The sequence below is a fragment of the Nonomuraea turkmeniaca genome, from assembly GCF_005889735.1.
Lineage (GTDB): Bacteria > Actinomycetota > Actinomycetes > Streptosporangiales > Streptosporangiaceae > Nonomuraea > Nonomuraea turkmeniaca.
Genome location: NZ_VCKY01000003.1, coordinates 40,226 through 66,901, shown reverse-complemented (window position 1 = coordinate 66,901; position 26,676 = coordinate 40,226). Strand labels below are relative to the sequence as shown.

Below are 26,676 nucleotides of genomic sequence, written 5' to 3'. Positions count from 1 at the left end.
TCCGGTGTGGACCTCGTGCTGAACGTCGTGCTGCGGCGTGCCGTGGAGACGCTGCTCGTGCTGCTGGTGTTGTCGGTGCTGGTCTTCCTGCTGACCTCGCTGGCGCCCGGTGACCCGGCCGAGGAGATCCTGCGCCGGGGCGGGATCCAGCCCACGGCGGGCAGCGTCGCCGCACTCCGTGCCGAGCTGGGCCTCGACCTGCCTCTCCCGGTCCGGTACGTGCAGTGGCTGTCCGATGTGGTCCGCGGCGACCTCGGGCTTTCCTACGTGGACCGGTCGCCGGTGACGGCCGAGATCGTCTCGCGGCTGCCGGCGACGCTCCGGCTGGCGGGCGCGGCGGCACTCGTCGCGGCCGGGCTGGCCCTGCTCGCCTCGCTCCGGCCGCGGGGGCTCGGCGGCCGGGTGGTCACGGCGGTGACGGTGGTGGTGGCGAGCGTGCCGCCGTACATCGTCGGGGTCCTGATGATCAGCGTGGTCGCGGTCGGCCTGCGTGCCCTGCCGACCGGGGGCGACACCGCGGCCGGCGCCGTGGTGCTGCCCGCGCTGACGCTGGGGCTGGCGGGCGCCGCCACGCTGACCCGGCTGCTGCGCGCCGATCTGGCCCAGGCGCTGGCGTTGCCGTTCGTCCGGCTGGCCGCCGCCAAAGGGCTGAGCCCGCGGCGTGCCGTGACGGTGCACGCGCTCCGGGTGGCCGCGCCGAACGCGATCATGGCCGGGGGCGCGGCGCTGGCCGACCTGGTGGCCGGTGCCGTGGTGGTGGAGACGCTGTTCTCCTGGCCGGGCGTGGGACAGCTGGCGATCTCGGCGATCCGGCAGCGCGACCTGCCTGTCGTCCAGGCGTACGTGCTGGTCATCGGGGCGGCGACGGTCCTGCTCCTGGCACTGGCGGACCTGTGCGTGGCAGTGGCCGACCCACGGGTGCGCCGCCCGTGAACCGATCCGACCGCGACGAGCTTGCGCCGCCCCTGAACGCGCCCGGCCCTGACCCGCGTCGAGCCACGGGTGCGCCGCCGCTCGTGAGGGGCCGCGGCGGAATCGTGCTGCTGGCGGCGATCGTGGCGTTCTGCGGCCTCACGCCGCTCCTCTCCCCCCACGACCCGTACCTGCCCGATCCCGCGCTCGCCCTCCTCCCACCCAGCCCGCGGCACTGGCTCGGCACCGACCAGCTCGGCCGCGACCTCCTCACCAGAACCGCAGCGGCAGGCACGATCTCCCTGCTGACCGCGTTCGCCATCACGGCGATCACCACGACCATCGGCACTCTGGCCGGCACCGCGGCGGGACTGGCCGGCGGGTTGCCGGAACGGCTGCTGCGGCAGGCGGCCACGGTGGCGCTCGCGCTCCCCGGCCTCACGCTCGCCCTGGCGCTGGCAGGCGTCCTGCCGCCGGGGCCGGGCACGATGGTGGCCGCACTCGTCCCGTTCGGCTGGGTGAACTGCGGCCTCATCGCCCACACGGCCACCCGGCGCGTGGCCGCATCGGACTTCGTCCTCGCCACCCGCGCCCTCGGCGCCTCCCCGTCCTACCTGCTGCGCCGCACCATCGCGCCGCACATCGCCGGCCCGGTGCTCACGGTCGCCACCGCCGACTTCGCCCGTACGCTGATCGCGGCCACCTCGCTGAGCTTCCTCGGCATCGGCCTGCCCCCACCGGTGACCGACTGGGGCGGCCTGGTGAACGACGCCGTGCCCTTGCTGATCGCCGCCCCTCGCCTGGCGATCGCCCCCGCCATCGCCTTGGCGCTCACCGGCGTGGCCGTCACCCTCATCGTCGACGCCCGCCGGCTCCGATAGGGGCGGTCGCGGTCAGCCGACGCGGAGGGGAAGGGTACGCGGGCCGCGGACCTGGCCCGCAGCCCAGGTCACCGCCTCCGGGTCGGCCAGGGTGAAGGCCGGGATGCGCTCCAGCCAGACCTCCAGCGCGACCCGCAGCTCCATGCGGGCCAGGTGGGAGCCCACGCAGCGGTGGATGCCCAGGCCGAAGGCGACATGCCGGTTGACCTCGCGGTCGATGACCACCTCATCCGCCCGGTCGAACTGCGCGGGGTCGCGGTTGGCGGCCGGGAACGACAGCAGCACCCAATCGTCGGCCTTCATGTCCACGCCGTTCCAGCGCATGTCCTCCTTGACCAGCCGCGCCATCGTCACCGGCGCGTACACCCGTAGCAGCTCCTCCATCGCGGTCGGCAGCAGCCCCGGCTCGGCGACCAGCCGCTCCCGGTCGGCCGGAGTCTTGGCCAGGTGCCACAACGACGCCCCGATCGCACTCCACGTCGTGTCGATGCCGGCGATGAGCAGCAGCGCCATCGTGCCGGCCACGTGGTCTGGGGCGAGCTTGTGGCCATACAGCTCGACGTTGATCAAGTACGTCGTCAGGTCGTCACGCGGGTGGTCCACGTGGTCGCGGATCTGGGCATAGAGGTAGTCGAACAGTCGGCCCATCCGCTCGATGCGCTCCTCGGGCGGGAGGTTGACGCCTTCCAGGGCGTTCTCGATGAACTCGCGGAAGCGCGGTCCGTCCTCAGGCGGGAAGCCCAGCATGTCCGAGATGACCCGCATCGGAATGTGCTGGGCGTAGTCGGCGGCGGCGTCGACCACGTCCTGCCCCTCCATCGCGTCGATGAGCTCGTGGCAGAACGCCCGGGTCGCCGCCTCCCGCGTGGCGACCGCGCTCTTCGTGAACGCCGGCAGCAGCAGCTTGCGCGCGTCGTGGTGGAACGGCGGGTCGGACGAGATCGGCGGCGTGCCGCCCACCGGCGCCAGCTCGCGGGGCGGCCGGAAGTTGCTCATGATGATCGACCGCGACGAGAACCGCTCGGTGTCGTACGCGATGGCCGCGACGTCCTCGTAGCGCGTGGGCAGCCAGCCGCCGCCGAACCGCCCGGTGTGCGCGATCGGGCAACGCTGCCGCAGGTCGTCCTGGATGGGGTACGGGTCGGCCGCCCACTCGGGCTCGACATGCGAGAAGTCCGTCGCCCAGTCCGCGACCGGGCCGGTGATGATCTCGTTGCGCGTACCGAAGGGCTCGTCGTCGCGCCCCTCACGGAAGAACTGGGTGAAGCGGTCGTCGACGGCCATGTCACGTCTCCTAGAGGGTCTCGATCGCTCGTTCCGGGCAGTTCGATACGGCCAGGCGCGCCGCCTGCTCCTCCTCCGGCGGCACGACGCCGTCGCCGAGCACCTGCCCGTAGCCCTCCTCGTCCTCGCCGAACAGTCCGGGAGCGAGGTCGTAGCAGCGGCCGTGTCCCTGGCAACGCTCGAAGTTGATCTCCACTTTCACTGTGACGCTCCGCTCTGTGACGCTGGGGTGCCGGCGGGGGCGAAGGCGCCGACGATCCTGGAGAGCAACGCGGTCCACTCCCGGTCGCCAACCGCGTGCAGGTCGGGTGTGACGAGCGCGCTGCCCATCGCCAGCAGCATGCAGAAGTGGGCCAGCGCGTCCGGCGACAGCGCGGGGTCGAGGTCCCCGTCGTTCTGGGCGACGCGGACGAGCCCGGACAGCCAGCCGGAGCGCTCCCCCATGTAGTCGCGCATCGACCGGGCGACGTCCTCGTCGCGGCGGGCCGCGACCAGCGCCTCGACGATGAGATAACCGCAGGCCTCGCGGCGGCGGGGCAACCAGCGGCCGACGACGAGGAGCAGGTCGGTGATCGACCGGTCCGGGTCGGCGGCGAACAGGTCGGCCAGCAGCCGTGGCCCGTGGGCGCGCAACGCCGTCACGATCAGGTCGGCTTTCGAGCCGAAGTGCGCGTACAGCGCCCCGTTGCTCACGCCCGCGGCCGCGGCGATGTCGGCCACGCGGGTGCCGTCATAGCCGCGCTCGGCGAACACCTCGGCGGCCGCCCGCAGCAGCCGCTCGCGGGTCTCGGCGGCGGTAACGCCGGCGATCCGCCCCATAGGTGAATTAAAAGACCGTTCATTTGTTGCGTCAAGAGCGGACGCGACCCCAAGCCTCGGTGTCTGGCGCGCTTGCAGATGTCAGAACGGCACAGGAGGTGTCAGTGGACTTGGCAGCTGGTTATCGGAGATGTCAGTAGGCGCGTGTACAGCAGGAGGTTCGGCCAGGGAAATGATGACGGTCTGGCCCCGGCGGTTGGCGTTGGTGGTGGCACCGGCGTACGGCGAGTCGTTCGCGTCGTGGGTTGATCGGATGGCCCTGCGGAACGGATGTCCGGCGTCGACGATGGTCGAGGCGTTGGGGCTGGATGTACGCAGGTCAGGTGACGTCCGTTCACTGGCGTACGGTGTCGTCACGATGCCGGAGACGTGCAGAGCTGTCGAGGCTGCCACAGGCCTGAGCTCACCGCACGGCTTTTCGCCGTCAGGGTCAGGGCGGCGGCCGTGAGCAGCGGGGAGAACCTTGATCGAGCGGAGGGGTGACGGTCTACAGCAGGTGCAGGTCGCGTGCGGCCTGGACGGCGGCTCTGCGGTCGCCGACGCCGAGCTTGCGGTAGATCGCCCGGCAATGGGTCTTCACGGTGTTGAGCGTCACGTACAGCTCCGACGCGATGTCGCGTTGCGACAGGTTCGCCGGCAGATACCGCAGCACGGCCAGCTCCCGCTCGGTCAGTTGCTCGGCGAGCACGGCCACGCGACCGGCCCGCGCCTCGGCGACGCCATGGCGGGACTGCGTACGTGCCAGGTAGCGACCGGCGATGCCGGGGTCGGGGCAGCGGGCGAAGACGGCCCGGGCCTCGGCCAGGAGCGGCTCTCCGGCCGGATCGCCCAAGCCGATGAGCGTGTCGCCGCAGGCCGTCAGGACGAAGCCCAGGGCAAGATCGGTGGAGGCCCGTCTGGCCAGGCTCAGTGCGTGCGTCGCGTCCGCGTGAGCGCGCGCCGGGTCTTCGCCGGTTCTGGCTCGGATCGCGTAGGCGGGCGCGATTCCGTGATAGGAGGCCAGCCCGAACCGCCGCGCCGTGTCCACCGCCGTGCACGCGGCGCTCTGAGCGCTCGCCGCGTGGCCGTCGTCGAACTCCACCACGGCCAGGTACACCAGGGCCAGGACCTGCGCCGTCCTGATCTCGTCGGCGGCGGCCATCTCGGCCGCGAGCCGCAGGGCCCGCCTGGCTTCGCCGGCCTGCCCCGCCCAGGCGTAGGCCGCGCCGGCCGCGGTCGTGAGATCGCTTGAGTACGCCATCAGGGACGCGCTCACCTGCCGGGCGGTGCCGAGCGCGGCGGCGACGTCACCCCGGGCGAGCTGGATGTTCACGCGCAGCGAGATCGACGGGGTCTGGTCGAAGCCCTCGGGCGCCGCGTCGAGCATGATGCCGAGCCACTCCTCGGCGCGCGCGTAACGACCGCTGATGTATTCGCACCAGCCGTACATCAGAGCGCACCACGTCAGCTTCTTCGCCACCTCGCCGAGCCGGTCGAGCAACCCCCGCAGGGTCTCCGTCTGGCCGCCGGCGATCAGCCGCGGTCCGTGCACGAGCAGCAGCCGGCCGGCCTTGTGGAGGTCACCGCAGGCGAGCCGATGGACGATCGCCTGACCGTGATCGCCCTGGGCTTCGAACCACGCCGCGGCGCGGGCGTGGAGGCCGGGGACGCGCTCAGGGAAGGCCTGGTGCGCTTCGAGCCGCAGCAGATCGCGAAAGAGGTGGTGGTAGCGGAACCAGGTGCGGGTGCGGTCGAGACCGATCAGGAGCTGGTTGGCGCTCGCGGTGTCGTTGAGCCAGGCCGCACCCCCGGACGCGCCGGTGACGGCATCGACGAGGGCGCCGTTGAACTGGTCGAGTATCGACGTCTCCAGCAGGCGCCGCCGATCGTCGGCGCCGACCGCGGCCAGGAACTCGTCGCGGAGATAGTCGACCACGAACTGATCGTCGCCCCGGAACGCTTCGATGAACCCGCCGGGGTCGGCGGCCCGTTCGAGCGACAGGCCCGCGAGCACGAGTCCGGCGGCCCAGCCCTCGGTCCGGCCACAGAGCTGATCGAGAAGAGCCCGGTCGAGCGCGGGCGAGCCGAGCAGACCGGCTGCCTCGTCGGCGTCGAAACGTAAGTCGGCGCCCCGGACCTCCGCCAGCTGATCGCGTACGCGTAGCCGGCCGAGCCGGAAGGGCGGGTCGATCCGGGTGGACAGCACGATGGTGACCTGGTGCGGGCAGAGCTCGATGAGGCGTTCCACACCGCGCTGCACGCCGGCGGTGTCGATCAGGTGGTAGTCGTCGATGACGACGACGAGCGGGCCGGCGACGGCGGCGAGCTGGTTCACCAGAGCGGTCACGACCACGAACTCGTCGCCGTTCGAGCCGACCACGATCGCCTTCAGGTCGTTCGCGGCGATCGGGTGCGCCTGCCCGATGGCTTCGGCCAGATAGGACCAGAACCTGACCGGGTCGGAGTCGCTCTCCTCCACCTGCAGCCACGCGACGGCTTCTGGCCGGCCGGCCAGCCACGACGCCAGCAGGGTCGACTTGCCCGAGCCTGCCGGGGCGCTCACCAGGACCAGGCGGGCCTGGCCGCCGACGCCGCGGTCGAGGAGGTCGTCGAGCCTGGAGCGGCGGACGAGTTGACCGGGCGGCGGGGGCGGGCGCAGCTTGGTGGCCGCCAGGCTCGTCTCCCCCATCGTGCTCACGTTCTAAAACCTACCGCCCCGGATCTCACCCGGGTGAGATGGCCGGCGGTGTGAGGCCGCGTCATGCCGCTCACCGTGATGATCGGGCCATGCGTCAGCCGACCACTTACGAGATCGTGATCCGGGGCCGGGTCAGTGCCAGGCTCCTGCGGCCGCTGCTCGACGACTTCACCCTCGACCATGCCGGCGACGGCGTCACCCGCCTGGTCGGCGACATCGGTGACAGCTCACACCTGCACGGCGTCCTGGCCCATCTGATTTCGGTCAACATCGAAGTGATCTCCATCGCGCCCCTCGGCGCTGATGGGCCGGGACGGCGCGCGTGAAGACCACCGGCACACGAAGGGAAACGATGATGGAATCTCAGCAGCGCAACGCCGCGACAGACGGCCAGAGCGGCAGCACGGCGGGTGGCACGATGCGGGCGATCGTGCAGGACGCCTACGGCTCGGCGAACGTCCTGCGCCTGGCGCGGATCGCCCGGCCGAAGGTCACCGGCAACCAGGTGCTCCTGCGGGTGCACGCGGCCGGGCTCGACCGGGGCACGTGGCATGTGATGGCGGGCCTGCCGTATCTGATCCGCCTGGCCTTCGGATTCCGCAGACCGAGGAATCCGGTGCCCGGGCGTGATGTCGCCGGCACGGTCGTCGCGGTCGGTTCGGCGGTGACCAGGTTCTCCGTGGGCGACGAGGTGTTCGGGGTCGCCCCGGGCTCGTTCGCCGAATACGCCGTGGCCCGCGAGGACAAGCTGGTCCGCAAGCCGGCGAACGCCACCTTCGAGCAGGCCGCGGCGGCCCCGATCTCGGGGGTCACCGCGTTGAGGGCCGTGTGCGACGTCGGCCGGGTCCAGCAAGGGCAGCGGGTGCTGATCATCGGCGCGTCGGGCGGGGTCGGCAGCTACGCCGTGCAACTGGCCAAGGCCTCCGGGGCGGAGGTCACCGGCGTGTGCGGCCCCGCCAAGCTCGACCTGGTGCGCTCGCTCGGCGCCGACCATGTCATCGACTACACCCGCGACGACTTCGCCGACGGCGCCCAGCGCTACGACGTGATCATCAATATCGCGGGAAACCCCACCCTGTCACGGCTGCGCCGCGCGCTCGCGCCCACCGGGACGGCCGTCTTCGTCGGCGGCGAGGACGGCGGCCGGCTGACGGGAGGCATCGACCGGCAACTGCGCGCCCTGGTCCTGTCACGCTTCGTCGGCCAGCGGCTGACCGGTCTCATCGCCAGCGAACGTGCCAGTGACATCGAACGGCTCGGCGACCTCATCGAGGCGGGCAAGGTGACGCCGAGCATCGACCGAACCTTCGCACTGGAGCAGGCGCCGGAGGCCATGCGCCACCTCGTCGCGGGAAACGCGCGAGGAAAGATCGTCATCACCGTCTGAGCCCGTCCTGTCATCAACGAGACCCGGGGCCCATCGCGGCGCTCGGCTCGTCGGCTACGCCCTGCTCATGGTGGGCCCGGCGGAGCCGCCGCCGGGGCGGCATCGACGGGTGTCACATTCGTGGCCGCACTTTCGTCGTACAGGCGACGGCCGCCGCCGGCCGTCGGCCATCTGGACGAGGAGAAGCCACATGTCAGCAGAGCAGGTCACCGGCAACAAGGCGTTGTTCAGCCGTTTCCACGAGGCGATCAACAGCGGCGACGCGGAGGTGATCGCCAAGACGATCGACGAGCTCGTCGCTGTTCCACACGCCGGCGCCGATCGACGCGACGGGGGTGCAGGCGCTGTTCGGCGTCGCCAGACACCTCGTGTGTATCTGACCGCCTTGAAGTTGGCGGTACGGCACGGAAGTTGGCAGTGAGCCGCGCTAGATGGCAGTAGCCCCTTTACGACTGTCCTGTCTCAGGAACCGGGCGTGCGTCTCACAGACTTGGCGTGTCTTCTGGCGGTCCGGTGCTACGGTTCGCTCGGTAATACGCATGTAAGGGGACGTATGTTCGGCATTGTCCGCCCGTGTCGGCACGCCATGTGCAAGGGGCTCTACGCGGACTGGATGGGCCACCTGTGCGGGCTCTGCCTGGCGCTCCGCGACGAGCACGGACACCTGTCCCGCCTGGTGACCAACTACGACGGCCTGCTCGTGTCTGTCCTCACCGAGGCCCAGTCGCCCGCGTCCGCGCCACGCCGGCGGGCGGGCGCATGCGCGCTGCGTGGCTTCAAGGGCGCCGACGTGGTGGAGTCTGAGGGGGTACGGCTGGCGGCCTCGGTGTCGCTGCTCCTGGCGGCCGGCAAAGTGCGCGACCACGTGGCGGACGGGGACGGCGTGTACGCCCGCCGCCCGGTGGCCGCCGGCGCCACCCGCCTGGCGGGCCGCTGGTCCTCGGCCGGCACGGCCATGGCCGGCACGCTGGGGTTCGACCCCAGCCCGCTGACGGCGGCGGCCGACCGCCAGGCCCTCCTGGAACACTCCCCCGCCCAGGCGCCCTCGAGGAACGTCGCGGGGCCCGGTTTACGGGAGTTGACGGGACCCACCGAGGACGCCGTGGCCGCCGCGTTCGCGCACACCGCGGTACTCGCGGGGAAGCCGCACAACCGGGAAGCACTGGAGGCGGCCGGGCGCGGATTCGGGAGGCTGGCACACCTGATCGACGCGGTGGAGGACCTGGCCGACGACCGGGCGTCCGGAGCGTACAACCCGCTGGCCGCCACCGGCACCGGCCTGGACGAGGCGCGCCGCCACTGCGACGCCGCGCACGCCGAGCTGCGCGCCGCCGTGGACGGGCTGGACCTGCCGCGTCCCGGCCTGACGCGCGCCCTGCTGGTGCGCGAGACCGGCAGCGCCGTGTCCCGAGCCTTCGCCACCGCCGGGACGCACGGCCCCGGCCACTCCCCTGGCCACTCGCCCGGCGACCCCGGCGCGCCGCCGGAAGGGCGGCCGCCGAAGCGGGATCCCGGCGGGCTGCTGTCGCTGGCGTGCACCGCGCTGACCTGCTGCACGTGCGGCCTGTACCGGCCTGCCTGGGACGAGGAGCGCGAGGGCTCCTTCTGCGAGCGCTTCGACTGCTCCGGCTACGACTGCTGCGGCAACTGCGGGGACTGTTGCTCATGCTGCTCGGGCGAGGACGGCTGTGGCTGCGACGGCTGCGGCTGCGACTGACGGCCGCCTTCCCCCCCGCCAGTTCTGCCGCGACTGCTCGATTGCCCGCCCGGACCGCTGCTCAGCTCGGCGGCGATGCTCATCGTCGACGAACTCAGCTTCGCCAGCCGTCATGCTCAGTGTCGTCAGACAGGAGTCATCAGACCGAATCTGGGGGTTCATGGGATAGCGGCGTAGCCCCGCGAGGTCACGACCCCGGCGGACGAGATCATCGGCAGGACCTACGATCGGCGCATGACAAGCCATGTGATCGCTGTGGACGTGGGCGGGACGGCGATGAAGGGGGCACTCGTCACCCGCGACGGCGATGTGGAGGCCTTCGAGCAACGCCCGACCGGACGCGAGCGAGGGCCGGAGCACGTGCTGGACAGGCTCGGGGACTTCGCGGCAGACCTGGCGGCGCAGGCGCCCGTGCCGCCGCCGGCGGCCGGTGTGGCGGTTCCCGGCCTGGTGGACGAGAAGGCGGGCGTCGCCTCCCGGGCGGCGAACCTCGGCTGGCGGAACGCGCCCATCTCCGCGATGCTCGGCGAGAGGCTGGGCATTCCGGTGGCCCTCGGGCACGACGTGCGGGCGGGCGGCCTCGCCGAGAACGTCTACGGCGCCGGGGCGCATGCGCGGAACTTCCTGTTCCTGGCGATCGGCACGGGCATCGCGGGCGCGATGATCCTGGAGGGCCGGCTGTACGCCGGCGCCGGTGGCCACGCGGGAGAGGCGGGCCACATCCCGGTCCGTCCAGATGGGGAGCCCTGCTCGTGCGGGCGACGTGGATGCCTGGAGACCTACGCCTCGGCCGCCGCGATCGTCCGCCGCTACGGCAAGGACCGCCTGCGGACGGAAGACGTCCTCGCCCGCGCCGATCAGGGCGACGACCATGCGAAGCGGGTGGTGAACGAGGCGATCGAGGCGCTGGCGACAGGTCTGGCCACGTGCACGCTCCTGCTCGACCCCGAGCTCATCGTGATCGGCGGCGGCCTGGCCGGCGCGGGGGAACGGCTCCTGGATCCGCTGGCGAAGGGTCTGGCGGCCCGGCTGTCGTTCCGGGAGCCGCCGCCCATCTCGCGGGGGGCGCTGGGAATCCGCGCGTCCACGCTCGGTGCCGGAATTCTTGCCTGGAGTGTGGTGGAATGACCGATCAGATTCTCGCCGGCGCCCGCGTGGTGACCCCCTCGGACGTACTCGAACCAGGCTGGGTCCAGATCAGGGGCGGGCGCATCGCCGGCGTCGGGGCCGGGGCGCCGCCGCGCGATGGCACCGCGATCCGTGATCTCGGCGGTGGCTGGCTCCTGCCCGGGTTCGTGGACATCCACGCGCACGGCGGAGGCGGTGTGTCGGCGATCGACTCACCGGCCGACCTGGCGGCCACCGTGGCCTTCCACCGCTTACACGGAACCACCCGGACCCTGATCAGCCTGGTGTCCTCTCCCGTGGAACAGATGGCCCGGGCCGCCGGTTGGGTGGCCGACCTGATGGCGCGCGAGCCCGGCCTGGCGGGGGTCCATCTCGAAGGGCCGTTCCTGTCCCACCTGCGTTGCGGGGCCCATGATCCTGATCATCTGCGTGCGCCGGCGACGGCGGAGCTGCGCAGGCTCCTGGAGGCCGGACGGGGCGGCGTCCGCATGGTCACGGTCGCCCCCGAGCTTCCCGGTGGCCTGGATCTGGTCAGGGAGCTGGTGGCATGCGACGTCATCGCCGCCGTGGGCCACACCGACGGCGACTACGCCACGTGCCGCGCGGCCTTCGAGGCGGGCGCGCGGGTGCTCACCCACACCTTCAACGGCATGCGCGGGCTGCATCACCGCGAGCCCGGGCCGTTCCTCGCGGCCTGCGAGTCGCCGGATGTCGTTCTCGAGGTCATCAACGACGGCATCCATCTGGCCGATCCCATCGTCAGGCTCATCGTGCGCCAGGCGCCCGATCGCGTCGCCCTCGTCACCGACGCGTCGGCCGGGGCCGGCATGGGCGACGGCCGGTACGCGCGCGGCGCCCGGCAGGTGCAGGTGAGCGCGGGGCGCGCGGAGCTGGTCGGCAGCGGATCGCTGGCCGGCAGCACGCTCACCATGGCGCAGGCGGTACGGCGGGCCGTACGCGAGGTCGGGCTGCCGGTGACCGTCGCCTCGGCCGCGGCCTCAGCCGTGCCCGCCCGGCTGCTCGGCCTGGACTGCGGCCGCATCGAAGCGGGCCGGGCGGCGGAGTTCGTGGTCATGACCGACGACTTCGAGGTGCGCGAGGTGCTGGCCCATTGACTCGGCCACGGCCTTTGGTATACCAATGGTCTACTTAAGACGAGGGAAGGGGTTCTGTGGCGCGTACGGCGAACAAGGCTCAGATGGTCAGGACCCTGATCGAGGCGAGGTTCATCGCCGTTCCCGGGCCCGCCACCGTGCTTCCCTCGGAGCGCCGGCTCGCCGAGGAGTTCGGCGTCGCCCGGATGACCGTTCGCGCCGCGTTGAAGCTGCTGGAGGCCGACGGGCTGATCCGTTCGGCGCCCGGGGCGAGCTACATGGTGGTTCCTCCGCAGGTGTCCAAGGGCCCGACCCTGTCGTCATTCACCGAGGACGCGCAGAAGCGCGGATGGCGGCCGGGATCCCGGGTCATCGAGCGGACCGCCTTCGACGCCGACGCGCGGCTCGCCGCCACCCTCGGGATCAAGCCCGGCGACGCCGTCTACCAGATCGGCAGGGTGCGGACGGCTGACGACACCCCGCTCAGCTACGAGCGGGTGTGCCTGCCCGCCGCCTTCGTCCCCGGACTGATCGACGAGGACCTCACCGGCTCGCTCCACCAGCTGCTCGCCGATCGCTACGACATCCGGATAACCCGGCACGAGCGCACGATCACCGCTGTCAACGTGGACGCGGAACAGGCCGAGCTCCTCGGCGTCAAGGAGGGCACCGCGGCCCTCTGCGTGCCCCACATCGGCTACGACCAGAACGGTCGCCGGGTCGAGCAGGTGCACGCGCTGTACCGCGGTGACCGGTACGAGTTTTCCAGCGTGACCTATCTGCGGGAGACGAACCCATGAGGAAAGTCACCTTAAGCGTGGCGACGACGGCTCTGCTGCTAACGGGAGCCTGTGGCGGCGCGGAACCTCAGGAGTCGTCCGCCCCGGCGACCCTCACCTTCTGGACGCCGCACACCACACCGGACCGGCTGGCCATCCAGCGGTCCGTCGCGGCGAAGTTCACCAGCAAGACCGGCATCAAAGTCGAGGTCGTGCCGCTCGAGTCCAAACAGGCCAGCCAGAGCCTGGTGACCGGCGCCGCCTCCGGCACATTGCCTGATGTGATCCTTTACAGCCCCAACCTGATCGCGGCCTGGAACGCCCAGGGCCTCATGGACACCGAGGCGCCACAGCAGATCGTCGATGAGCTGGGAGCCGACACCTTCACCGAGAGCGCCATCCGGATGGCCACGGTCGGCGGAAAGCTCGGCGCTGTGCCCAGCGACGGCTGGGGGCATGTGATCTCCTACCGCAAGGACCTGTTCAAGAGCGCGGGCCTGGAGGCCCCCGGGTCGGTCGAGGACATCGTCACCGCGGCGCAGAAGCTGGCGAAGGACGGTGTGCGGGGCATCGCGATGGGCACCCAGCCAGGCGACGGCTACACCGGCGAGGGCCTGGAGTCGCTGCTGCAGGCCGCCGGCTGCCAGCTCGTGACGAACGGCACCGTCGCCATCGACTCGCCGGAATGCGTCACCGGCCTGGACGCCGTCCAGAAGCTCGGCGCCGCAGCGGGCACCGGGGAGCTCGACGTCGGCGCCGCACGAGCCGCCTACCTCGCCGGAGACGCGGCGATGCTCCTGTTCTCCTCGCACATCGTGGACGAGGTCGCCGGCCTGGACAAGGACAACCCGGTCACGTGCGAGGAATGCAAGAAGGACCCGACGTACCTGGCGAAGAACACCGGTTTCGTGACGGCTCTCGGCACGGCTCCGCAGTACGGCCAGACGTCCAACTACGCCATCCCCCGAGGCGCGTCGGTGGAGAACGCCAAGAAGTTCATCTCCTTCGCCATGTCCGAGGGATACGTGGAGATGTTGTCGACGGCCGCCGAGGGCCGGATCCCGATGCGGCCGGGACCGGCGAAGGGGTCCACCGAGTACCTCGACGCGTGGGCCGACCTCCCGGTCGGCAACGACCCGGCCACGAAGAAATCGATCAAGGCGGTCTACGGCGAGGATGTCGTGGACCAGCTCGCGAAGGGCGCCGCGTCGTTCGCCCGCTGGGGATGGGGCACCGACGACGCCACCCTGGCCGGCGTGGTGTTCTCTCAGGGCACCCTGTCGAAGGAGCTCGGGCCGCTGTTCAGCGGGACGTCGCCGGCCGACGTCGCGAAGAAGATGGCGGCAGAGGTCGGCTCCGTCAAGCAGGACCTGGGTGAATGACCTCGAAACGGCTGGTGTTCACCCGCTGGGGCCGCCCGCTCAACCGGTCCCAGCGGGATGACCTGCACGGCAGGTTGCTGGTCACCCCGACCATGCTCATCGTGCTGGCCTTCGTGGTGCTGCCCTTCCTGGCGGTCCTCGTGCTGGCGTTCGCCGATGTCCGGCTCGTCGACATCCCACGGCTGTCGCTCGACCGGCTCACGCTGACCCTGGCCAACTTCCGGTCGGCCTGGGGGAGCGACAGGTTCTGGTCCGCGCTGGGCACCACGCTCGCGTACGCGGCCTGCACCACCGCGGGGGCGATCACGGCCGGTCTGGTGGTGGCGATGGCGCTGCGCCGGCCGTTCCGTGGTCGTGGGCTGGTCAGGGCCCTGGTGCTGATCCCGTACGTGCTGCCGGTGGTGGCGGCCACCACCATCTGGAAGACCCTGCTCAACACCGAGTACGGCCTGGTCAACGCCGTCGGCAGGCAGCTGATCGGCTGGGAGAACCCGATCGCCTTCCTCACCACCCGCAGCCAGGAGCTCGGCGGGATCCCGATCCCGGTCGCGCTGGTGACCGTGATCGCCTTCGAGGTGTGGAAGACGTTCCCGCTGGCCTTCCTCTTCATCACCGCGCGGCTGCAGGTCTCGCCGATGGAGCTGGAGGAGGCGGCGGCGATCGACGGCGCGGGCAAGGTCAGAGCGTTCTTCCACATCGTCCTGCCGCAACTGCGCGGCGTGATCGCCCTGCTGATCGTGCTGCGGTTCATCTGGTCCTTCCAGAACTTCAACGACATCTACCTGCTCACCGGAGGAGCGGGCGGCACCGAAGTGCTGGCCGTACGGGTGTACGAGGAGCTGGTCACCAGGGCCAACATCGGCACGGCCTCGGCCACCGGGCTCCTGATGACCGCCATGCTCCTGGTGCTGCTGTTCGTGTACGGCTGGATGATCAGGAGGGAGCGGGCATGAACGGAGGAGACCGCGTCCTCGGGGTGCTCAAATGGCTGGTCATCACCTTGACGGTCATCGTGTGCGCGGGCCCGCTGATCTACGGCTTCCTGCTGTCGCTGCGGCCGTTCGCGTCGGTCGCCGCGGCGCCGCTGTCGCTGATCCCCTCGGCCGAGGAGGTGACGCTGGAGGCCTACCCCCGGGCGATGGGCGAGTTCGGACTGGGCGGCTTCATGCTCAACTCGCTGCAGGTCGCTCTGGCGACCGTGGTGCTGGCCGTCCTGTTCAGCGTGCTCGGCGGGTACGCGGCCGTCCGGCTGGACTTCTTCGGGCGCCGCTCCGTCAACGTCCTCTTCCTGGGCGTCTACATGCTCCCCGGCATCGTCCTGGCCGTTCCGTTGTTCGTGCTGCTCAGCCGCGTGGGGCTGACCGGCACCCTGGTCGGGCTGGTGCTGGTCTACATCGCCCAGACCGTGCCGGTCGCGCTCTACATGCTCCGCAACTACTTCATCGCCGTGCCCGCGAGCGTGGAGGAGGCGGCGATGATCGACGGTTGCGGGCGGCTGGCTCTCATCCGCAGGGTCGTGCTGCCGATGGCGTTGCCGGGCATCGCCGCCACGTCCCTGTACGTCTTCATGATCGCCTGGAACGAGTACCTGTTCGCGCTGCTGTTCCTCGTGCACGAGCGGCCGCGCTGGACGGTGGCGCTGGGCATCTCGCAGCTCACCGAGTTCTCGGTGCCGGCCACCGTGCTGATGGCCGGGTCCATCGCGGTCACCATCCCGGTGGTCGCGGGGTTCTTCCTTGCGCAGCGGTTGTTGATCTCCGGGCTCACCGCCGGAGCGGAGAAGGGATGAAAGACATGCCGGTTCGGCTGGGCGTCCTCGGCGCCGGGAGCCGCGGGAGGGATTCCTACGGGCGATGGATCGTCCGGCATCCCGAGCGGGCGCAGATCGCGGCCGTGGCCGACCCGATCCCGGATCGCCGGGACGGCCTCGCGGCCGCGGCGGGGGTTCCGGACGAGCGCCGCTACCACGACTGGAAGCCGTTGCTGGCCGACGCCCAGCACCTGGACCTGGACGGGGTGATCGTCGCTCTGCCCGACCGTGACCATGTCGCGCCGACGCTGGAGGCGGCCCGCCGCGGCCTGGCCGTGCTCGTGGAGAAGCCCGTCTCGTCGACGCCGGCGGAGCTGGAGCAGCTCGCCGACGGCGGCAGCCGCCTGAACGCGCGCATCTCCGTCGGCCACGTCATGCGCTACCAGCCGTTCTGGCAGACCCTGCACCAGCTGGTGGCGAGCGGCACGATCGGACGCCTGGTCACCATGCGCATCGAGGAGAACATCGGTTTCTGGCACTTCGCGCACTCCTACGTGCGCGGCAACTGGCGAAACTCCTCGACGTCGAGCCCGATGGTGCTCGCCAAGACCTGTCACGACCTCGATGCGATCCGCTGGTTCGCCGGTTCCCCTCCGGTGAGCGTGTCCAGCGTGGGCGAGCTGACCTACTTCCGTCCGGAGAACGCGCCGCCCGGCGCTCCTGAGCGATGCCTGGACGGCTGCCCGCACGCGGACGACTGCCCGTTCTACGCCCCCCGCTACTACGTGGACGCGCTGCGCGACGTGCACGGCTCCCCGGTGGCGCTGCTGGGCGCCGACACCTCGCCGGAGGGACGGCTGCGAGCCCTCGAACACGGGCCGTACGGCCGATGCGTGTTCGCCGGCGGCAACAACGTCGTCGACCACCAGCAGACCGTGATGTCCTTTCCCGGCGGTCTCACCGCGACGCTGTCGACCTCGGCCTTCACCGGGCAGAACACCCGGACGGTGCGGCTGACGGGGAGCAGCGGGGAGATCGCGGGGCATGTTCGGTCGGGGTCGGTGGAGATCGACCTCTTCTCCCCCACCGCGGTCCTGCCGGAGCTGCCCCACGCCAGAGACGTCGTACGCCGCAGGCGGGGCCCCATGCGGCACCAGACGATCGAGCTGCTCGCCGGTCCGGCCGAGGGCGAGACGAAGGATCACCGCGGCCATTCGGGCGGCGACGACGGGCTCATGGACGCCTTCGTCTCCTCGCTGACCGGCGGCGGCGCTCCGTCGACCTCTCTTGAGGCGTCGCTCGACAGCCACCGGATGGCTTTCGCGGCCGAGAGATCGCGGTTGGAAGGCCGCACGGTGTTGTGGGGGGAGGTGTGAGCTGGTGGCGGGGCGCCGCGATCTACCAGGTGTACCTGCGCAGTTTCGCGGACGGGAGCGGCGACGGCGTGGGCGACCTCGCGGGGCTGCGCGCTCGCCTGCCGTACCTGCGCGAGCTCGGGGTGGACGCGCTCTGGCTCAGCCCCTGGTACGTGTCGCCGATGGCCGACGCCGGCTACGACGTCGCGGATTACCGCGACATAGACCCGCTCTTCGGGACGCTGGCGGAGGCTGACGCCCTCATATCCGAGGCCCACGACCACAGGCTGCGGGTGATCGTCGACATCGTCCCGAACCACACCTCCGACCGGCATCCATGGTTTCGAGCAGCGTTGGCCGGCGGACCCGGGTCGCCGGAACGCGAGCGCTACCACTTCCGCGACGCTCCCAACGACTGGCCGTCGCGCTTCGGCGGACCCGCCTGGACCCGGGTGCCCGACGGCGAGTGGTACCTCCACCTGTTCGACTCGTCCCAGCCCGACCTCAACTGGGAACACCCCGACGTGCGGGCGGAGTTCGAGTCGATCCTGCGGTTCTGGCTCGACCGCGGCGTCGACGGCTTCCGCATCGACGTGGCCGACCGGCTGGTGAAGGCGGACGGCCTGCCCGACCTCGGTCCCGGCCCCGATCCGATGGACCTGCCGCACGCCGACCGCCCGGAGGTCCATGAGATCTACCGCTCGTGGCGCAAGCTGCTCGACTCCTATCCGGGCGAACGGATGTTCGTCGGCGAGATCTGGGTGAGCGACCCCGCCCGCTTCGCCCTGTACCTGCGCCCCGACGAGCTCCACACGGCGTTCAACTTCCCCTTCCTGCGCAGCCCGTGGGAGGCCGACCGGCTGCGCGCCGTCATCGACTCCACGCTCGCCTCGCACGGGCCCGCAGGGGCGCCTCCCACCTGGGTGCTGTCGAACCACGACGTCACCCGGCACGTGACCCGCTACGGCCGGAGCGACACCGGATACACCCAGCGGACCCGCGACGAGCCCGCCGATCTCGCGCTGGGCACCCGGCGGGGCAGGGCCGCCGCGCTGCTCACCATGGCGCTGCCCGGCGGCGTCTACCTCTATCAGGGGGACGAGCTCGGCCTGTGGGAGGTCCTCGACATCCCGGCGGAGCTGCGACAGGATCCCGTGACCCGCCGTACGAACGGGGCGGAGCTCGGCCGCGACGGGTGCAGAGTGCCGATTCCCTGGGAGGGGGCGGACCCGCCGTTCGGGTTCGGCCCGGGACGCACGTGGCTGCCGCAGCCGCCGGAGTGGCGCGCGCTCACGGTGGCGGCGCAGGAGCGTGACCCGGACTCGATGTTGTCGCTGTACCGGACCGCGCTGCGGATCCGCGGAGACGAGCCCGCCCTCGGGGACGGCACGATGACGTGGCTGCCCGCGGGGCCCGACGTGCTCGCCTTCACCCGCGACCCCGGCTTCGCCTGTGTGGTCAACCTGTCGCGGGCGCCGATCGAACTACCCCCGCACACCCGGGTGCTGCTGCTGAGCGGCGACCTGGCCCACGGCCTGCTCCCGCCCGACACGGCGGCCTGGCTCCAACAAGGAGAACCGTGACACACTCCCGCGTCCGCGCCCTGATCGTCGTGCTCATCGCCGTCCTGTCCCTCGGCGCCATCCCGTCCCACGCCGACACCGTCCGGCCGTTACGCGTCGCCACGTACAACATCCACCATGGCGTGGGCAACGACGGCAAGCTGGACCTCGAACGGATCGCGCAGGTCCTCCAGGACTCCGGCGCCCAGGTGATCGGCCTCCAGGAGGTGGACCGCCACCACAGCGTGCGCTCCGACTTCGTGGACCAGGCGAAGTGGCTGGGCACCCGGCTCGGCATGCACGCCGTCTTCGGCGCGAACATCGACCGCGATCCCCCCGAGCCCGGCGCGGAAAGGCAGCAGTACGGCACCGCCATCCTGTCCACCTACAAGATCCGGGACTGGCGGAACACCCTGCTCCCCCGGCCGGAAGGCGGGGAGCAGCGGGGTCTGCTGGAGGCGCGGATCAAGGTGCGCGGCGTCGACGTCCGCGTCCTCACCACGCACCTCCAGCACAATTCCCAGGTCGAGCGCATCGCCCAGGTGGCCGCCATCCGGGAGTTGCTCGCCGGGTCGCCCGACCCCATCATCTTCACCGGCGACACCAACGCCTTGCCGGGCTCCGCCGAGATGGTCACGCTCAAGGAGTCCCTGGCCGACGCCTGGGACATGGCCGGCCAGGGCGACGGTCTCACCTACAGCACGGACAACCCGCGCACGCGCATCGACTACGTCATGTCCTCGCGCGACGTCAGGGCGACCTCGGCCACCGTGGTGAACACCGACGCCTCGGATCACTTCCCCGTCGTGGTCGACGTCGAGCTGCCGTCACCTGCTTGATGTCCAGGTGACGCGCGGGGTACCACTACCGCATCCTGTCCACGCTGGACGAGTTCGGAGTGGCCAGTCAGGCCGAGCTAGGCCGCCGGTGCAACATGGACCGCAGCGACGTCGTGGCGGCGATCAACGAACTGGCCGAGCAGGGATTCGTCGAGCGCACGCCGGACCCGGACGACCGAAGGCGCAACATGGTGACCCTCACCAAAGCGGGTGATCGGCAACTGCGACGGATGGACCGGGCACTTGACAAGGTGCAGGACGACCTACTCGGACCGCTTCCAGCCGAGGACAAGCAGATCTTGACCCGCCTGCTCACGCACCACCAACGGGGTTGACATCCTCCCCCTCGGTAAACGAGGGGGATTCCCACGGTCGCCCGTGGGGCTTCCTGCTTCACCGCCGGTCGCCCGTCCGAGAGGACTCTCGTTGAGGTCTTACACCAGCTCCACAGGCGTTTCAGCTCTCCGCCAGCCCGGCGGCGAGCACGTTCTTGGCCGCGTTCACATCCCGGTCGTGGACCGCCCCGCAGGCGCACTCCCACGACCGCACGTTCAGCGGCATCTTGTCTTGCAGAGTCCCGCAGGCCGAGCACAGTCTCGAGGAGGGGAACCAGCGGTCCACGACCACCAGCTCCCTGCCGTACCACTGTGCTTTGTACTCCAGCATCGACCGCAACTCCCGCCAGGACACGTCCGAGATGGCGCGGGCCAGCGAGTGGTTTTTGACCATGTTGCGGACGGTCAGGTCTTCCACGGCGATCACTTGGTTCTCGCGAACAAGCCGTGTCGTGACCTTGTGCAGGTGATCCCTCCTGCGATCGGCGATCCGGGCGTAGGCGCGGCCCACCTTCAGCCGGGCTTTGGCCCGGTTGCTCGACCCTTTCTCCTTGCGGGCCAGGGCCCGCTGAGCCTTGGCCAGCTTGCGCCGGTCCCGGCGTTCGTGCCGCGGGTTGACGATCTTCTCCCCGGTGGAGAGCGTCGCCAGGGCGGTGATGCCCGCGTCCACACCCACGCGCTGCTCGACCGGAGGCAGTGGACTGATCTTCTCCTCCACGAGGAGGGAAACGAACCAGCGCCCGGCCGCGTCCCTCGACACCGTGACCGTGGACGGCTGCGCACCTTCCGGAAGGGGACGCGACCACACGATCGCCAGCGGCGCGTCCATCTTCGCCAACGTCAACCGGCCCTCTCGCCAGCGGAACGCCGAGCGGGTGTACTCCGCCGACGCTCGCGCCTTCTTCTTGCTCTTGAAGGTCGGGTACTTGGCCCGCTTGGCGAAGAAGTTCGCGAACGCCGCTTGCAGATGCCGCAGTGCCTGCTGCAATGGCACCGACGACACCTCGGACAGGAAATCGTATTCTGCGCTGCGCTTCCAGGCCGTCAGGGCCGCGGAGGACTCCACGTAGGAGACGCGACGTCCGTGCAGTGTGTAGGCGCGGGTGCGTTCTTCCAGGGCTTTGTTGTAGACGAGGCGGACGCAGCCGAAGGTGCGGGCAAGCTCTTGGGCCTGCTCGGGGGTCGGGTAGAAGCGGTACTTGTACGCCCGCTTCACGATCTGCGCCACGTCTCACATTTTGCCGGAGGATCAGCTAAGCGTCGTGCGTTTGTTCGATCCTGCGGCACCGTGCCGCGTTTCCTCCCCGCCCACAAGGACGGGGTCTCCACGCTCAAGGAAATTCGATGAGGAGGCCGGTCCGAGCCGCCCATCTTGCCGCGGACCCGTCGGCGCGGGCCGGTGGCGCTCACTACGCGTGCCGATGTTCCCCTGGCAGGGACCGCCCGCCGTCCGGAACGCCGATGTCGAAGACGCTCATCAGCTGGGCCAGGGTGCGGTAATACCCGACCAACACGGTCAGGTCGATCAGTTGCCGGTCGGAGAGCACGGCCGAGGCCGCAGCGAACTCTTCGTCGGTCACCGTGCTGGAGTTCAGCAGGTTTGCGACGAAAGCGGCACTCGCGGCCTCGATCGGATCCTCACTGCGGAAACAGCCCGAGGCAAGGTCGGTGATCTCCGCATCGGTGAGGCCTACCGCGCGGGCGACCCGCTCGTGGGCCCACCACTCGAACTCGCTGCCGACGGCGTGTGCCACCTGCAGAATCGCCATCTCGCGGACCCGAGCCGACAGGGCGGTGCGGAACCGGATGGTCGCGCCGAGTTCCTGCAGCGGCGCGCCGACGTCCGGCGCGTGCAGCATCACGCCGAAGGGGCCGTTGAGCGAGCCGTCCTCGGCGGTGAGCGGGAAGTGCTGGACACCTTTGGCCCGGTCGCCAGCTGCGATGCGGTCGTAGAGCGCGCGCTGAGCCTCGTCGAGGTCGCCCGGCGTGAGCTGCGGCAGGCGCTCTTTCGCTGGGTTCATGGTCGCTAACGCTTTCAGTGACGTGAACCATGGTCAAGCTCGGCCCTGGCCTGCCGTCCCGCCCGCGTCAGGCGGCGGTCAGAGCGTGCCGAGGGCGGTGGCGAAGTAGTCGAGCGAGGCGTCCACCTCGCGGAGGGACGGGGTGCGGTTGAGGTGCCCGTGTGGCATTCCGCGTGCCAGGAACGTGCTCACCGTGACGCCGGCTTCGCATAGCTGGCGTTGGAGGAGTTCGCCGGACGCTCGGAGGTCGTCGTACTCGGACAGCAGGATGTGGGTGGCCGGCAGGCCGTCAAGGCGGGCGGCGCCGGGGAGCGCGTCGGGCGGCAGGTCGCTGATCCGGCCCACGTAGTTGCGGACCATGCCTTCGATCGCCGCCGTGGGGAAACGCATGAACGGGGGCAACGCGGCCATCTCGGCGGTGGTCGCGTCGTCGAGGGCAGGGTTGGGGTAGTGCGTGAAGGGATAGGCCAGGAGGAGCAGGTCGACGGCCCCCCGGTCGCGATCGCCATCACCGCCCCGGTCCTGAGCCCGGTCCCGGGCACGGTCGCGGTCCCGGTCCATGGCACGGTCGCGGGCGCGGTCGTGGGCGCGGTCCCGGGCACGGTCGCGGGCGCGCAGGGCGGTCGCGAGGGCGAGGGCCGCTCCCGCGCTGGCGCCGCCTAGCGCGGCGCGCCGACCTGGCACGGCCTCCGCCGTGAGCCAGTGCCAGGCCGCGTCGACGTCGTCCAGCGGTACGGGGTAACGCACCCCGTTCCGGGCCAGCCGGTAGCCGACCGAGGCGACGAAGGCGCCGGCCCGGGCGGCCAGTTCGGCGCTCACGACGTGGGCCTCGGGCATCTCCAGGTCGCCGCCGGAAAAGCCGCCGCCATGCGCCCATAGCAGGGCGACGGTCGCAGACGTGTCGCGCGGCCGGTACGTGCGGATGGGGATGTCGCCGTGCGGGCCGGCGATCAAGAGATCCTCGACCACCACATCCGGGGGCAGGGTCCACTCCGCCGGATCCCGCAGGTAGTCGGTCATCTTCTGCTGGGCCGCCGGGTCGGTCGCAAGGTCCTCCCGGGACAGGCCACGTACCAAAGCCAGCTTGTCGGCGAGGTAGGGGTCGAACGGCATGGCCCCTCTTCTATCGTGCGCCGGAATCAGGCTCGCGTGCGGGGTGGGCCGGGATTCCCAGCGGCATGATCACGTAGTCTACGAGGCGCCGGGTCAGCTCGCCCCTGTCGCGCGCCCGCTCGAACACGCTCGTCACAGCCGCACGTCGCGAGGCGATGAAGTGCTCCTCCATCGCGGTGGCGAGGAGGGGGGTGCGGCGCAGCTCGCCCAGCAGGCCGACGATGACGTCCCCGAACTCGGCGAGCTCGTGCACTATCACCGCGCGTACGCGTCCTGGGAGACCGTCATGCCGGGCGGGATCGCGCCGAACAGCCGCAGGCGGCCGGCTTCCACCGGCCAGCGGACCGCCAGACGCTCCTCGGCGCCGTCCGGCCCGCGCAGGACGGCGGCGGCGCCGTCCCAGGACAGCAGCTCGGTGTTCCATTCCAGGGCGTGGCCGCGGTCGGCCAGGCCCTCGACGAGCAGCCGCTCGGTACGGTCCTGGCTCAGGGCGAGTGGCGTGGCCGCGGGACCGGCCGCCGGCGGGAACTCAGCGGCCTTGCGCCCCCGCTCGTAGACCTCGGCGGCCAGGACCGGCACGCCCCGCGCCACCGAGCATGGCGCCACGCAGGCCGCCGAGATGGCCCATTGACGTTCCGCCCCCCACATACGTACGCTTTTCCGTAATTCCGGAAAGATGAGAGGTGTGCAGTGGAGGAGCGTCTGGCCGCGCTGGAGCGGCGGATGGATCAACTGGAGCAGCAGGGGGCGGCGTCCGCCGGCACGCCCGCCCTCGGGCGGCGGGGCGTGGGGTCGGCGGCGCTGGACCTGGTGCACCACTATCGGAACCAGGCCGCGGAAGGCGGCACGGGGGGCACGGTGGCGTACGGCGGGGCGGCGTTCGTCTGCGGGTTCGAGTTCCTGTGGACCGGCGAGCACCAGGTCGACGACCTGATGGCGGCCGACTGGACGGCCGCGGCGGCGACTCTGGAGTCGATGGGCAGCCCGGCCAGGCTGGCGCTGCTCGCGGCGCTCGCCGGCGGGCCGCGCGGGCGGGCCGAGCTGCAGGAAGCGCTGGGCGGCGAGAGCTCGACCGGGCACCTGTACCACCACCTGCGCGAGCTGCAGCGGGGCGGGTTGATCCGGCAGCCGCGGCGCGGCACGTACGAGATCGTGGGGCGGGCCCTCATCCCGCTCCTCGCCATCCTGGCCGCCGCCCTCGACGTCGGCCCCGGCTCGCCGGGGGTCGACGACCCCGCCCCACCGTCCGAGACGGAGCCGGAATGATCACGCCACGGCACCGCGCGGCGTGGCGGGCCTGGCGATCGGGAGACGTGGACGAGGCCGCCCGCCTGGCGCGACCGCACCGTGGTGCCGAGCGGTTACTCGTCCTGGCCGACCTGGTGCGCGGGCGGTTCGAGCAGGGGCTGGCCCGTTACCAGGCGCTCCGGCGCCCGCCGCGTGCGCTGGACGTGCCGGTGGCGCACGCCTGGGTGCACCTGGACCAGGTGGACAAGGCGTGCGAGCACTTACGCCGCCGGCGCCGCCGCCTTCCGCCCGGTCTGGCGCTGCGGCGCGACCACCCGATGACGGTCAAGGCGGACGGGCCCGTCAAGCTGCCGTTCGCCGACCATCCGCTGGCGCCGTACCTGCCGGCCGTCGAGGGCACGCTGAACGGGCGCCACACGCTCATCCACCTGGACACCGGAGGCGCGTTCCTGGTGATGGGCCTGGAGCGGGCGGCGGCGGTGGGCCTCGAGGCCGTGCCGGCCGGCCGCCGCTTCCACGGCGTCACCCGCACACCGGTCCGCACCGGCCTCGTCCGGGAGCTGGACCTCGGGGGCGCGGCGCTGACGAACGTGCCGGTGGACGTCCTCCCCACGCTGACCGGCCCCCAGGACATCGTGATCATGGGCACCTGCCTGCTGCGGCGCTTTCTGGCCACCATCGACGTTCCGGCCGGTCATCTCCTCCTGGCCCCGCGCGGGCACCACCCTCCGCCGGACGGCGTCCGGGTGCCGTTCTGCCTCTGGGCCGACCACTACATGTTCGCGAAGGGCGGCCACGGCCCGCGCGATCTCACCTTCTTCGTCGACTCCGGCCTGGTGCACCTGATCGAGGACGACGGCAGGATCAGGCAGGCGGCCGTGCTGGCGACCAGGTCCCAGTACCGCACCTGGGGCATCCCCCGTGCCGATCTCGCGGCCACTCACCTCACGGCACCGCACCCGCTGCGCCTCGGACCGCTGGAGCAGCCGGCGCACCTTCTGTCCGTGGCGCCGGGCAGGACAGCGCCGTGGTCCGACTTCGGCGGCGTCAGGATCGACGGGCTGATCTCGCAGGCCTTCCTCTCCGAGTACGCCTGGACGCTGGACTTCGACCGCCAGGAATACACTTTTCAATAGCTCCGGTCGAACTCTTTTTCGAGTACGCTTGACGACCATGTCACGCCCCCTGACGCTCAGCCTGGAGTCCGCCAGGCGGCTGGCCCTGACCTGCCAGCATCTGGCCGGTCCCCGCCCAGGCAACGACCTCGACGGCTTGCGGCAGGTGCTGCGGACGTTGCGGTGCCTGCAGCTCGACCCGGTCAACGTGGTGGCACGCAGTCATCTGCTGGTGCTCTGGAGCAGGGTCGGCGGCTACGATCCGGCCGACGTGGACGTGCTGCTGTGGCACGAGCGGTGGTTGTTCGAGTATTGGGCGCACGCCGCGTCGATCGTGCTGGCCGAGGACTACCCGATCCACCAGGTCACCATGCGCGTCTATCCGGGGGGCGAGTCCGGCTACGCGCGGCAGGTCCGCGACTGGCTGGCGGCGAACGCCGCGTTACGGCAGCACGTGCTCGACCGGCTGCGGGAGAAGGGTCCGCTGCCGGTCGGCGGGTTCGACGACCTGGCGGCGGTGGCGTGGCGGTCGAGCGGGTGGACCAACGGGCGCAACGTCGAGCGGATGCTGGACTTCCTGTGGTTCCAGGGCCACGTCATGGTGGCGGGCCGGCAGGGGCGTACGCGTCTGTGGGACCTGCCCGAGCGCCGGCTTCCCGAGTGGGCCGAGACGGAGCCGCTGCCGCGGGAGGAGGCGGTGACGCGGGCGGCCGAGCACGCGCTGCGCGCGCTCGGCGTGGCCCGCGCGGCCGACGTCGAGCGGCACTTCATCCGCGACCGCTACCCCGGCCTCACCGAGGTGCTGGCCGGGCTGGAGGCGTCGGGCCGGGTGCTGCCGGCCGAGGTCGAGGGCGGCGCCGAGCGGTGGTACGTGCATCGTGACGTGCTCGGGCTGCTGGAGCGGGCCTGGGAGCCGCGCACCACGCTGTTGTCGCCGTTCGACAACCTCATCTGCGACCGGGAGCGGACCGAGCGCCTGTGGGGGTTCACGTTCCGGACGGAGATGTACGTGCCCAAGGCCAAGCGGCAGTACGGGCACTACATCATGCCGATCCTGCACGGCGACCGGCTGGCCGGCAGGCTGGTGCCGCGCCTGGACCGGCGCCGGGCGCGGCTGGAGATCGAGGGATTGTTCCCCGAGCCGGGCACGCCCGCGGGCGCGGCGACCGCCGTCGGCCGGGCGGTCGCCGAGCTGGCCGCGTTCGCCGGGGCCCGCGAGATCGCCTGCGGGGACAAGGTGCCTGAGCCGTGGCGGGCCGCCCTGTCCCCGTGACGCGC

General features: G+C 71.3%; 27 protein-coding genes and 1 pseudogene. 19 read left to right on the top strand and 9 right to left on the bottom strand.

Annotation, left to right across the window (positions count from 1 at the left end; all coding sequences use genetic code 11):
* Positions 1 to 6 precede the first annotated feature (6 nt).
* A complete protein-coding gene (locus tag ETD86_RS01560) occupies positions 7 to 933 on the top strand; it encodes an ABC transporter permease (RefSeq protein WP_138664255.1) in 927 nt (308 codons plus the stop codon).
* An 83-nt stretch (positions 934 to 1,016) separates the two neighbouring features.
* On the top strand, positions 1,017 to 1,793 hold the full coding sequence (locus ETD86_RS01555; RefSeq protein ID WP_170222821.1) for an ABC transporter permease: 777 nt from the start codon (positions 1,017 to 1,019) through the stop codon (positions 1,791 to 1,793).
* 12 nt (positions 1,794 to 1,805) lie between these two features.
* On the opposite strand, the gene ETD86_RS01550 is transcribed toward ETD86_RS01555, so the two are convergent.
* The 4 genes from ETD86_RS01550 to ETD86_RS01535 form a co-directional block, all read right to left on the bottom strand.
* Positions 1,806 to 3,077: a cytochrome P450 gene (locus ETD86_RS01550; protein WP_138664253.1), complete on the bottom strand. Its 1,272-nt coding sequence runs from the start codon at positions 3,075 to 3,077 to the stop codon at positions 1,806 to 1,808.
* 10 nt (positions 3,078 to 3,087) lie between these two features.
* Positions 3,088 to 3,279 (bottom strand): ferredoxin, encoded by a 192-nt coding sequence (locus ETD86_RS01545; RefSeq protein ID WP_138664252.1) that lies wholly within the window; start codon positions 3,277 to 3,279, stop codon positions 3,088 to 3,090.
* Positions 3,276 to 3,896: a TetR/AcrR family transcriptional regulator gene (locus ETD86_RS01540; protein ID WP_138664251.1), complete on the bottom strand. Its 621-nt coding sequence runs from the start codon at positions 3,894 to 3,896 to the stop codon at positions 3,276 to 3,278. Before ETD86_RS01540 ends, ETD86_RS01545 begins: the two co-directional genes overlap by 4 nt.
* A 487-nt stretch (positions 3,897 to 4,383) precedes the next feature.
* Positions 4,384 to 6,564: a winged helix-turn-helix domain-containing protein gene (locus ETD86_RS01535; RefSeq protein ID WP_246147508.1), complete on the bottom strand. Its 2,181-nt coding sequence runs from the start codon at positions 6,562 to 6,564 to the stop codon at positions 4,384 to 4,386.
* Positions 6,565 to 6,662: 98 nt separating this feature from the next.
* Here ETD86_RS01535 and ETD86_RS01530 point away from each other — a divergent pair, with 98 nt between their 5' ends.
* The 14 genes from ETD86_RS01530 (at position 6,663) to ETD86_RS01465 (ending at position 19,901) form a co-directional block, all read left to right on the top strand.
* Complete coding sequence (locus tag ETD86_RS01530; protein ID WP_138664249.1) at positions 6,663 to 6,899, top strand: hypothetical protein; 237 nt, start codon at positions 6,663 to 6,665, stop codon at positions 6,897 to 6,899.
* A gap of 26 nt (positions 6,900 to 6,925) precedes the next feature.
* The gene (locus tag ETD86_RS01525; protein ID WP_246147495.1) at positions 6,926 to 7,960 is read left to right on the top strand and encodes an NAD(P)-dependent alcohol dehydrogenase; all 1,035 of its coding nucleotides are present in this window, start codon (positions 6,926 to 6,928) and stop codon (positions 7,958 to 7,960) included.
* A gap of 190 nt (positions 7,961 to 8,150) precedes the next feature.
* Positions 8,151 to 8,381, top strand: a complete 231-nt coding sequence (locus ETD86_RS01520; protein ID WP_138664248.1) for a hypothetical protein — start codon at positions 8,151 to 8,153, stop codon at positions 8,379 to 8,381.
* Between the two features lie 132 nt (positions 8,382 to 8,513).
* Positions 8,514 to 9,677: a DUF5685 family protein gene (locus ETD86_RS01515; protein WP_138664247.1), complete on the top strand. Its 1,164-nt coding sequence runs from the start codon at positions 8,514 to 8,516 to the stop codon at positions 9,675 to 9,677.
* Positions 9,678 to 9,911: 234 nt separating this feature from the next.
* The gene (locus ETD86_RS01510) at positions 9,912 to 10,805 is read left to right on the top strand and encodes an ROK family protein (protein ID WP_138664246.1); all 894 of its coding nucleotides are present in this window, start codon (positions 9,912 to 9,914) and stop codon (positions 10,803 to 10,805) included.
* Entirely contained in the window at positions 10,802 to 11,920 is a 1,119-nt protein-coding gene (gene nagA / locus ETD86_RS01505) for an N-acetylglucosamine-6-phosphate deacetylase (RefSeq protein WP_138664245.1), read from the top strand. Before ETD86_RS01510 ends, nagA begins: the two co-directional genes overlap by 4 nt.
* Positions 11,921 to 11,976: 56 nt before the next feature.
* Positions 11,977 to 12,699 carry a GntR family transcriptional regulator gene (locus ETD86_RS01500; protein ID WP_138664244.1) on the top strand — a complete coding sequence of 241 codons (723 nt, stop codon included), beginning with the start codon at positions 11,977 to 11,979 and terminating at the stop codon, positions 12,697 to 12,699.
* Entirely contained in the window at positions 12,696 to 14,060 is a 1,365-nt protein-coding gene (locus tag ETD86_RS01495) for an ABC transporter substrate-binding protein (protein ID WP_138664243.1), read from the top strand. The genes ETD86_RS01500 and ETD86_RS01495 overlap by 4 nt, the downstream gene beginning before the upstream one ends.
* A complete protein-coding gene (locus tag ETD86_RS01490; RefSeq protein ID WP_138664242.1) occupies positions 14,057 to 15,013 on the top strand; it encodes a carbohydrate ABC transporter permease in 957 nt (318 codons plus the stop codon). Before ETD86_RS01495 ends, ETD86_RS01490 begins: the two co-directional genes overlap by 4 nt.
* Positions 15,010 to 15,849, top strand: coding sequence for a carbohydrate ABC transporter permease (locus tag ETD86_RS01485; RefSeq protein ID WP_138664241.1), 840 nt, complete (start codon positions 15,010 to 15,012; stop codon positions 15,847 to 15,849). Before ETD86_RS01490 ends, ETD86_RS01485 begins: the two co-directional genes overlap by 4 nt.
* 5 nt (positions 15,850 to 15,854) lie before the next feature.
* A complete protein-coding gene (locus ETD86_RS01480) occupies positions 15,855 to 17,186 on the top strand; it encodes a Gfo/Idh/MocA family protein (RefSeq protein ID WP_246147494.1) in 1,332 nt (443 codons plus the stop codon).
* Positions 17,183 to 18,748, top strand: a complete 1,566-nt coding sequence (locus ETD86_RS01475) for a glycoside hydrolase family 13 protein (protein WP_246147492.1) — start codon at positions 17,183 to 17,185, stop codon at positions 18,746 to 18,748. Before ETD86_RS01480 ends, ETD86_RS01475 begins: the two co-directional genes overlap by 4 nt.
* Entirely contained in the window at positions 18,745 to 19,566 is an 822-nt protein-coding gene (locus tag ETD86_RS01470; protein WP_138664238.1) for an endonuclease/exonuclease/phosphatase family protein, read from the top strand. The genes ETD86_RS01475 and ETD86_RS01470 overlap by 4 nt, the downstream gene beginning before the upstream one ends.
* 32 nt (positions 19,567 to 19,598) lie before the next feature.
* Complete coding sequence (locus ETD86_RS01465) at positions 19,599 to 19,901, top strand: MarR family winged helix-turn-helix transcriptional regulator (protein ID WP_138664237.1); 303 nt, start codon at positions 19,599 to 19,601, stop codon at positions 19,899 to 19,901.
* Positions 19,902 to 19,936: 35 nt separating this feature from the next.
* Here ETD86_RS01465 and ETD86_RS01460 read toward each other — a convergent pair.
* The 5 genes and pseudogenes from ETD86_RS01460 to ETD86_RS54740 form a co-directional block, all read right to left on the bottom strand.
* Positions 19,937 to 21,129, bottom strand: a pseudogene (locus ETD86_RS01460) (RNA-guided endonuclease InsQ/TnpB family protein); the annotation flags it as partial.
* 181 nt (positions 21,130 to 21,310) lie between these two features.
* Positions 21,311 to 21,922 (bottom strand): carboxymuconolactone decarboxylase family protein, encoded by a 612-nt coding sequence (locus ETD86_RS01455; protein WP_138664235.1) that lies wholly within the window; start codon positions 21,920 to 21,922, stop codon positions 21,311 to 21,313.
* Between the two features lie 78 nt (positions 21,923 to 22,000).
* Complete coding sequence (locus ETD86_RS01450; protein ID WP_138664234.1) at positions 22,001 to 23,035, bottom strand: alpha/beta hydrolase; 1,035 nt, start codon at positions 23,033 to 23,035, stop codon at positions 22,001 to 22,003.
* Positions 23,036 to 23,045: 10 nt separating this feature from the next.
* Positions 23,046 to 23,294 (bottom strand): TetR-like C-terminal domain-containing protein, encoded by a 249-nt coding sequence (locus ETD86_RS54745; RefSeq protein ID WP_170222820.1) that lies wholly within the window; start codon positions 23,292 to 23,294, stop codon positions 23,046 to 23,048.
* Positions 23,291 to 23,614: a hypothetical protein gene (locus tag ETD86_RS54740; RefSeq protein WP_170222819.1), complete on the bottom strand. Its 324-nt coding sequence runs from the start codon at positions 23,612 to 23,614 to the stop codon at positions 23,291 to 23,293. Before ETD86_RS54740 ends, ETD86_RS54745 begins: the two co-directional genes overlap by 4 nt.
* A gap of 111 nt (positions 23,615 to 23,725) precedes the next feature.
* On the opposite strand from ETD86_RS54740, the gene ETD86_RS01440 reads away from it, so the two are divergent.
* The 3 genes from ETD86_RS01440 to ETD86_RS01430 are packed head-to-tail and all read left to right on the top strand — an operon-like array spanning position 23,726 to position 26,671.
* Complete coding sequence (locus tag ETD86_RS01440) at positions 23,726 to 24,301, top strand: helix-turn-helix domain-containing protein (protein WP_138664232.1); 576 nt, start codon at positions 23,726 to 23,728, stop codon at positions 24,299 to 24,301.
* Entirely contained in the window at positions 24,298 to 25,419 is a 1,122-nt protein-coding gene (locus ETD86_RS01435) for a retropepsin-like aspartic protease (protein WP_138664231.1), read from the top strand. The genes ETD86_RS01440 and ETD86_RS01435 overlap by 4 nt, the downstream gene beginning before the upstream one ends.
* A 37-nt stretch (positions 25,420 to 25,456) precedes the next feature.
* On the top strand, positions 25,457 to 26,671 hold the full coding sequence (locus ETD86_RS01430) for a winged helix-turn-helix domain-containing protein (RefSeq protein WP_138664230.1): 1,215 nt from the start codon (positions 25,457 to 25,459) through the stop codon (positions 26,669 to 26,671).
* The last annotated feature ends 5 nt before the right edge of the window (positions 26,672 to 26,676 follow it).

Excerpts from the sequence above, each read along its gene's own strand:
- ETD86_RS01550 (WP_138664253.1), bottom strand. The coding sequence starts at position 3,077 with ATGGCCGTCGACGACCGCTTCACCCAGTTCTTCCGTGAGGGGCGCGAC.
- ETD86_RS01540 (WP_138664251.1), bottom strand. The coding sequence starts at position 3,896 with ATGGGGCGGATCGCCGGCGTTACCGCCGCCGAGACCCGCGAGCGGCTG.
- ETD86_RS01535 (WP_246147508.1), bottom strand. The coding sequence starts at position 6,564 with ATGGGGGAGACGAGCCTGGCGGCCACCAAGCTGCGCCCGCCCCCGCCG.
- ETD86_RS01530 (WP_138664249.1), top strand. The coding sequence starts at position 6,663 with ATGCGTCAGCCGACCACTTACGAGATCGTGATCCGGGGCCGGGTCAGT.
- ETD86_RS01525 (WP_246147495.1), top strand. The coding sequence starts at position 6,926 with ATGATGGAATCTCAGCAGCGCAACGCCGCGACAGACGGCCAGAGCGGC.
- ETD86_RS01520 (WP_138664248.1), top strand. The coding sequence starts at position 8,151 with ATGTCAGCAGAGCAGGTCACCGGCAACAAGGCGTTGTTCAGCCGTTTC.
- ETD86_RS01515 (WP_138664247.1), top strand. The coding sequence starts at position 8,514 with ATGTTCGGCATTGTCCGCCCGTGTCGGCACGCCATGTGCAAGGGGCTC.
- ETD86_RS01510 (WP_138664246.1), top strand. The coding sequence starts at position 9,912 with ATGACAAGCCATGTGATCGCTGTGGACGTGGGCGGGACGGCGATGAAG.
- nagA (WP_138664245.1), top strand. The coding sequence starts at position 10,802 with ATGACCGATCAGATTCTCGCCGGCGCCCGCGTGGTGACCCCCTCGGAC.
- ETD86_RS01495 (WP_138664243.1), top strand. The coding sequence starts at position 12,696 with ATGAGGAAAGTCACCTTAAGCGTGGCGACGACGGCTCTGCTGCTAACG.
- ETD86_RS01490 (WP_138664242.1), top strand. The coding sequence starts at position 14,057 with ATGACCTCGAAACGGCTGGTGTTCACCCGCTGGGGCCGCCCGCTCAAC.
- ETD86_RS01485 (WP_138664241.1), top strand. The coding sequence starts at position 15,010 with ATGAACGGAGGAGACCGCGTCCTCGGGGTGCTCAAATGGCTGGTCATC.
- ETD86_RS01480 (WP_246147494.1), top strand. The coding sequence starts at position 15,855 with ATGCCGGTTCGGCTGGGCGTCCTCGGCGCCGGGAGCCGCGGGAGGGAT.
- ETD86_RS01455 (WP_138664235.1), bottom strand. The coding sequence starts at position 21,922 with ATGAACCCAGCGAAAGAGCGCCTGCCGCAGCTCACGCCGGGCGACCTC.
- ETD86_RS01450 (WP_138664234.1), bottom strand. The coding sequence starts at position 23,035 with ATGCCGTTCGACCCCTACCTCGCCGACAAGCTGGCTTTGGTACGTGGC.
- ETD86_RS01435 (WP_138664231.1), top strand. The coding sequence starts at position 24,298 with ATGATCACGCCACGGCACCGCGCGGCGTGGCGGGCCTGGCGATCGGGA.
- ETD86_RS01430 (WP_138664230.1), top strand. The coding sequence starts at position 25,457 with ATGTCACGCCCCCTGACGCTCAGCCTGGAGTCCGCCAGGCGGCTGGCC.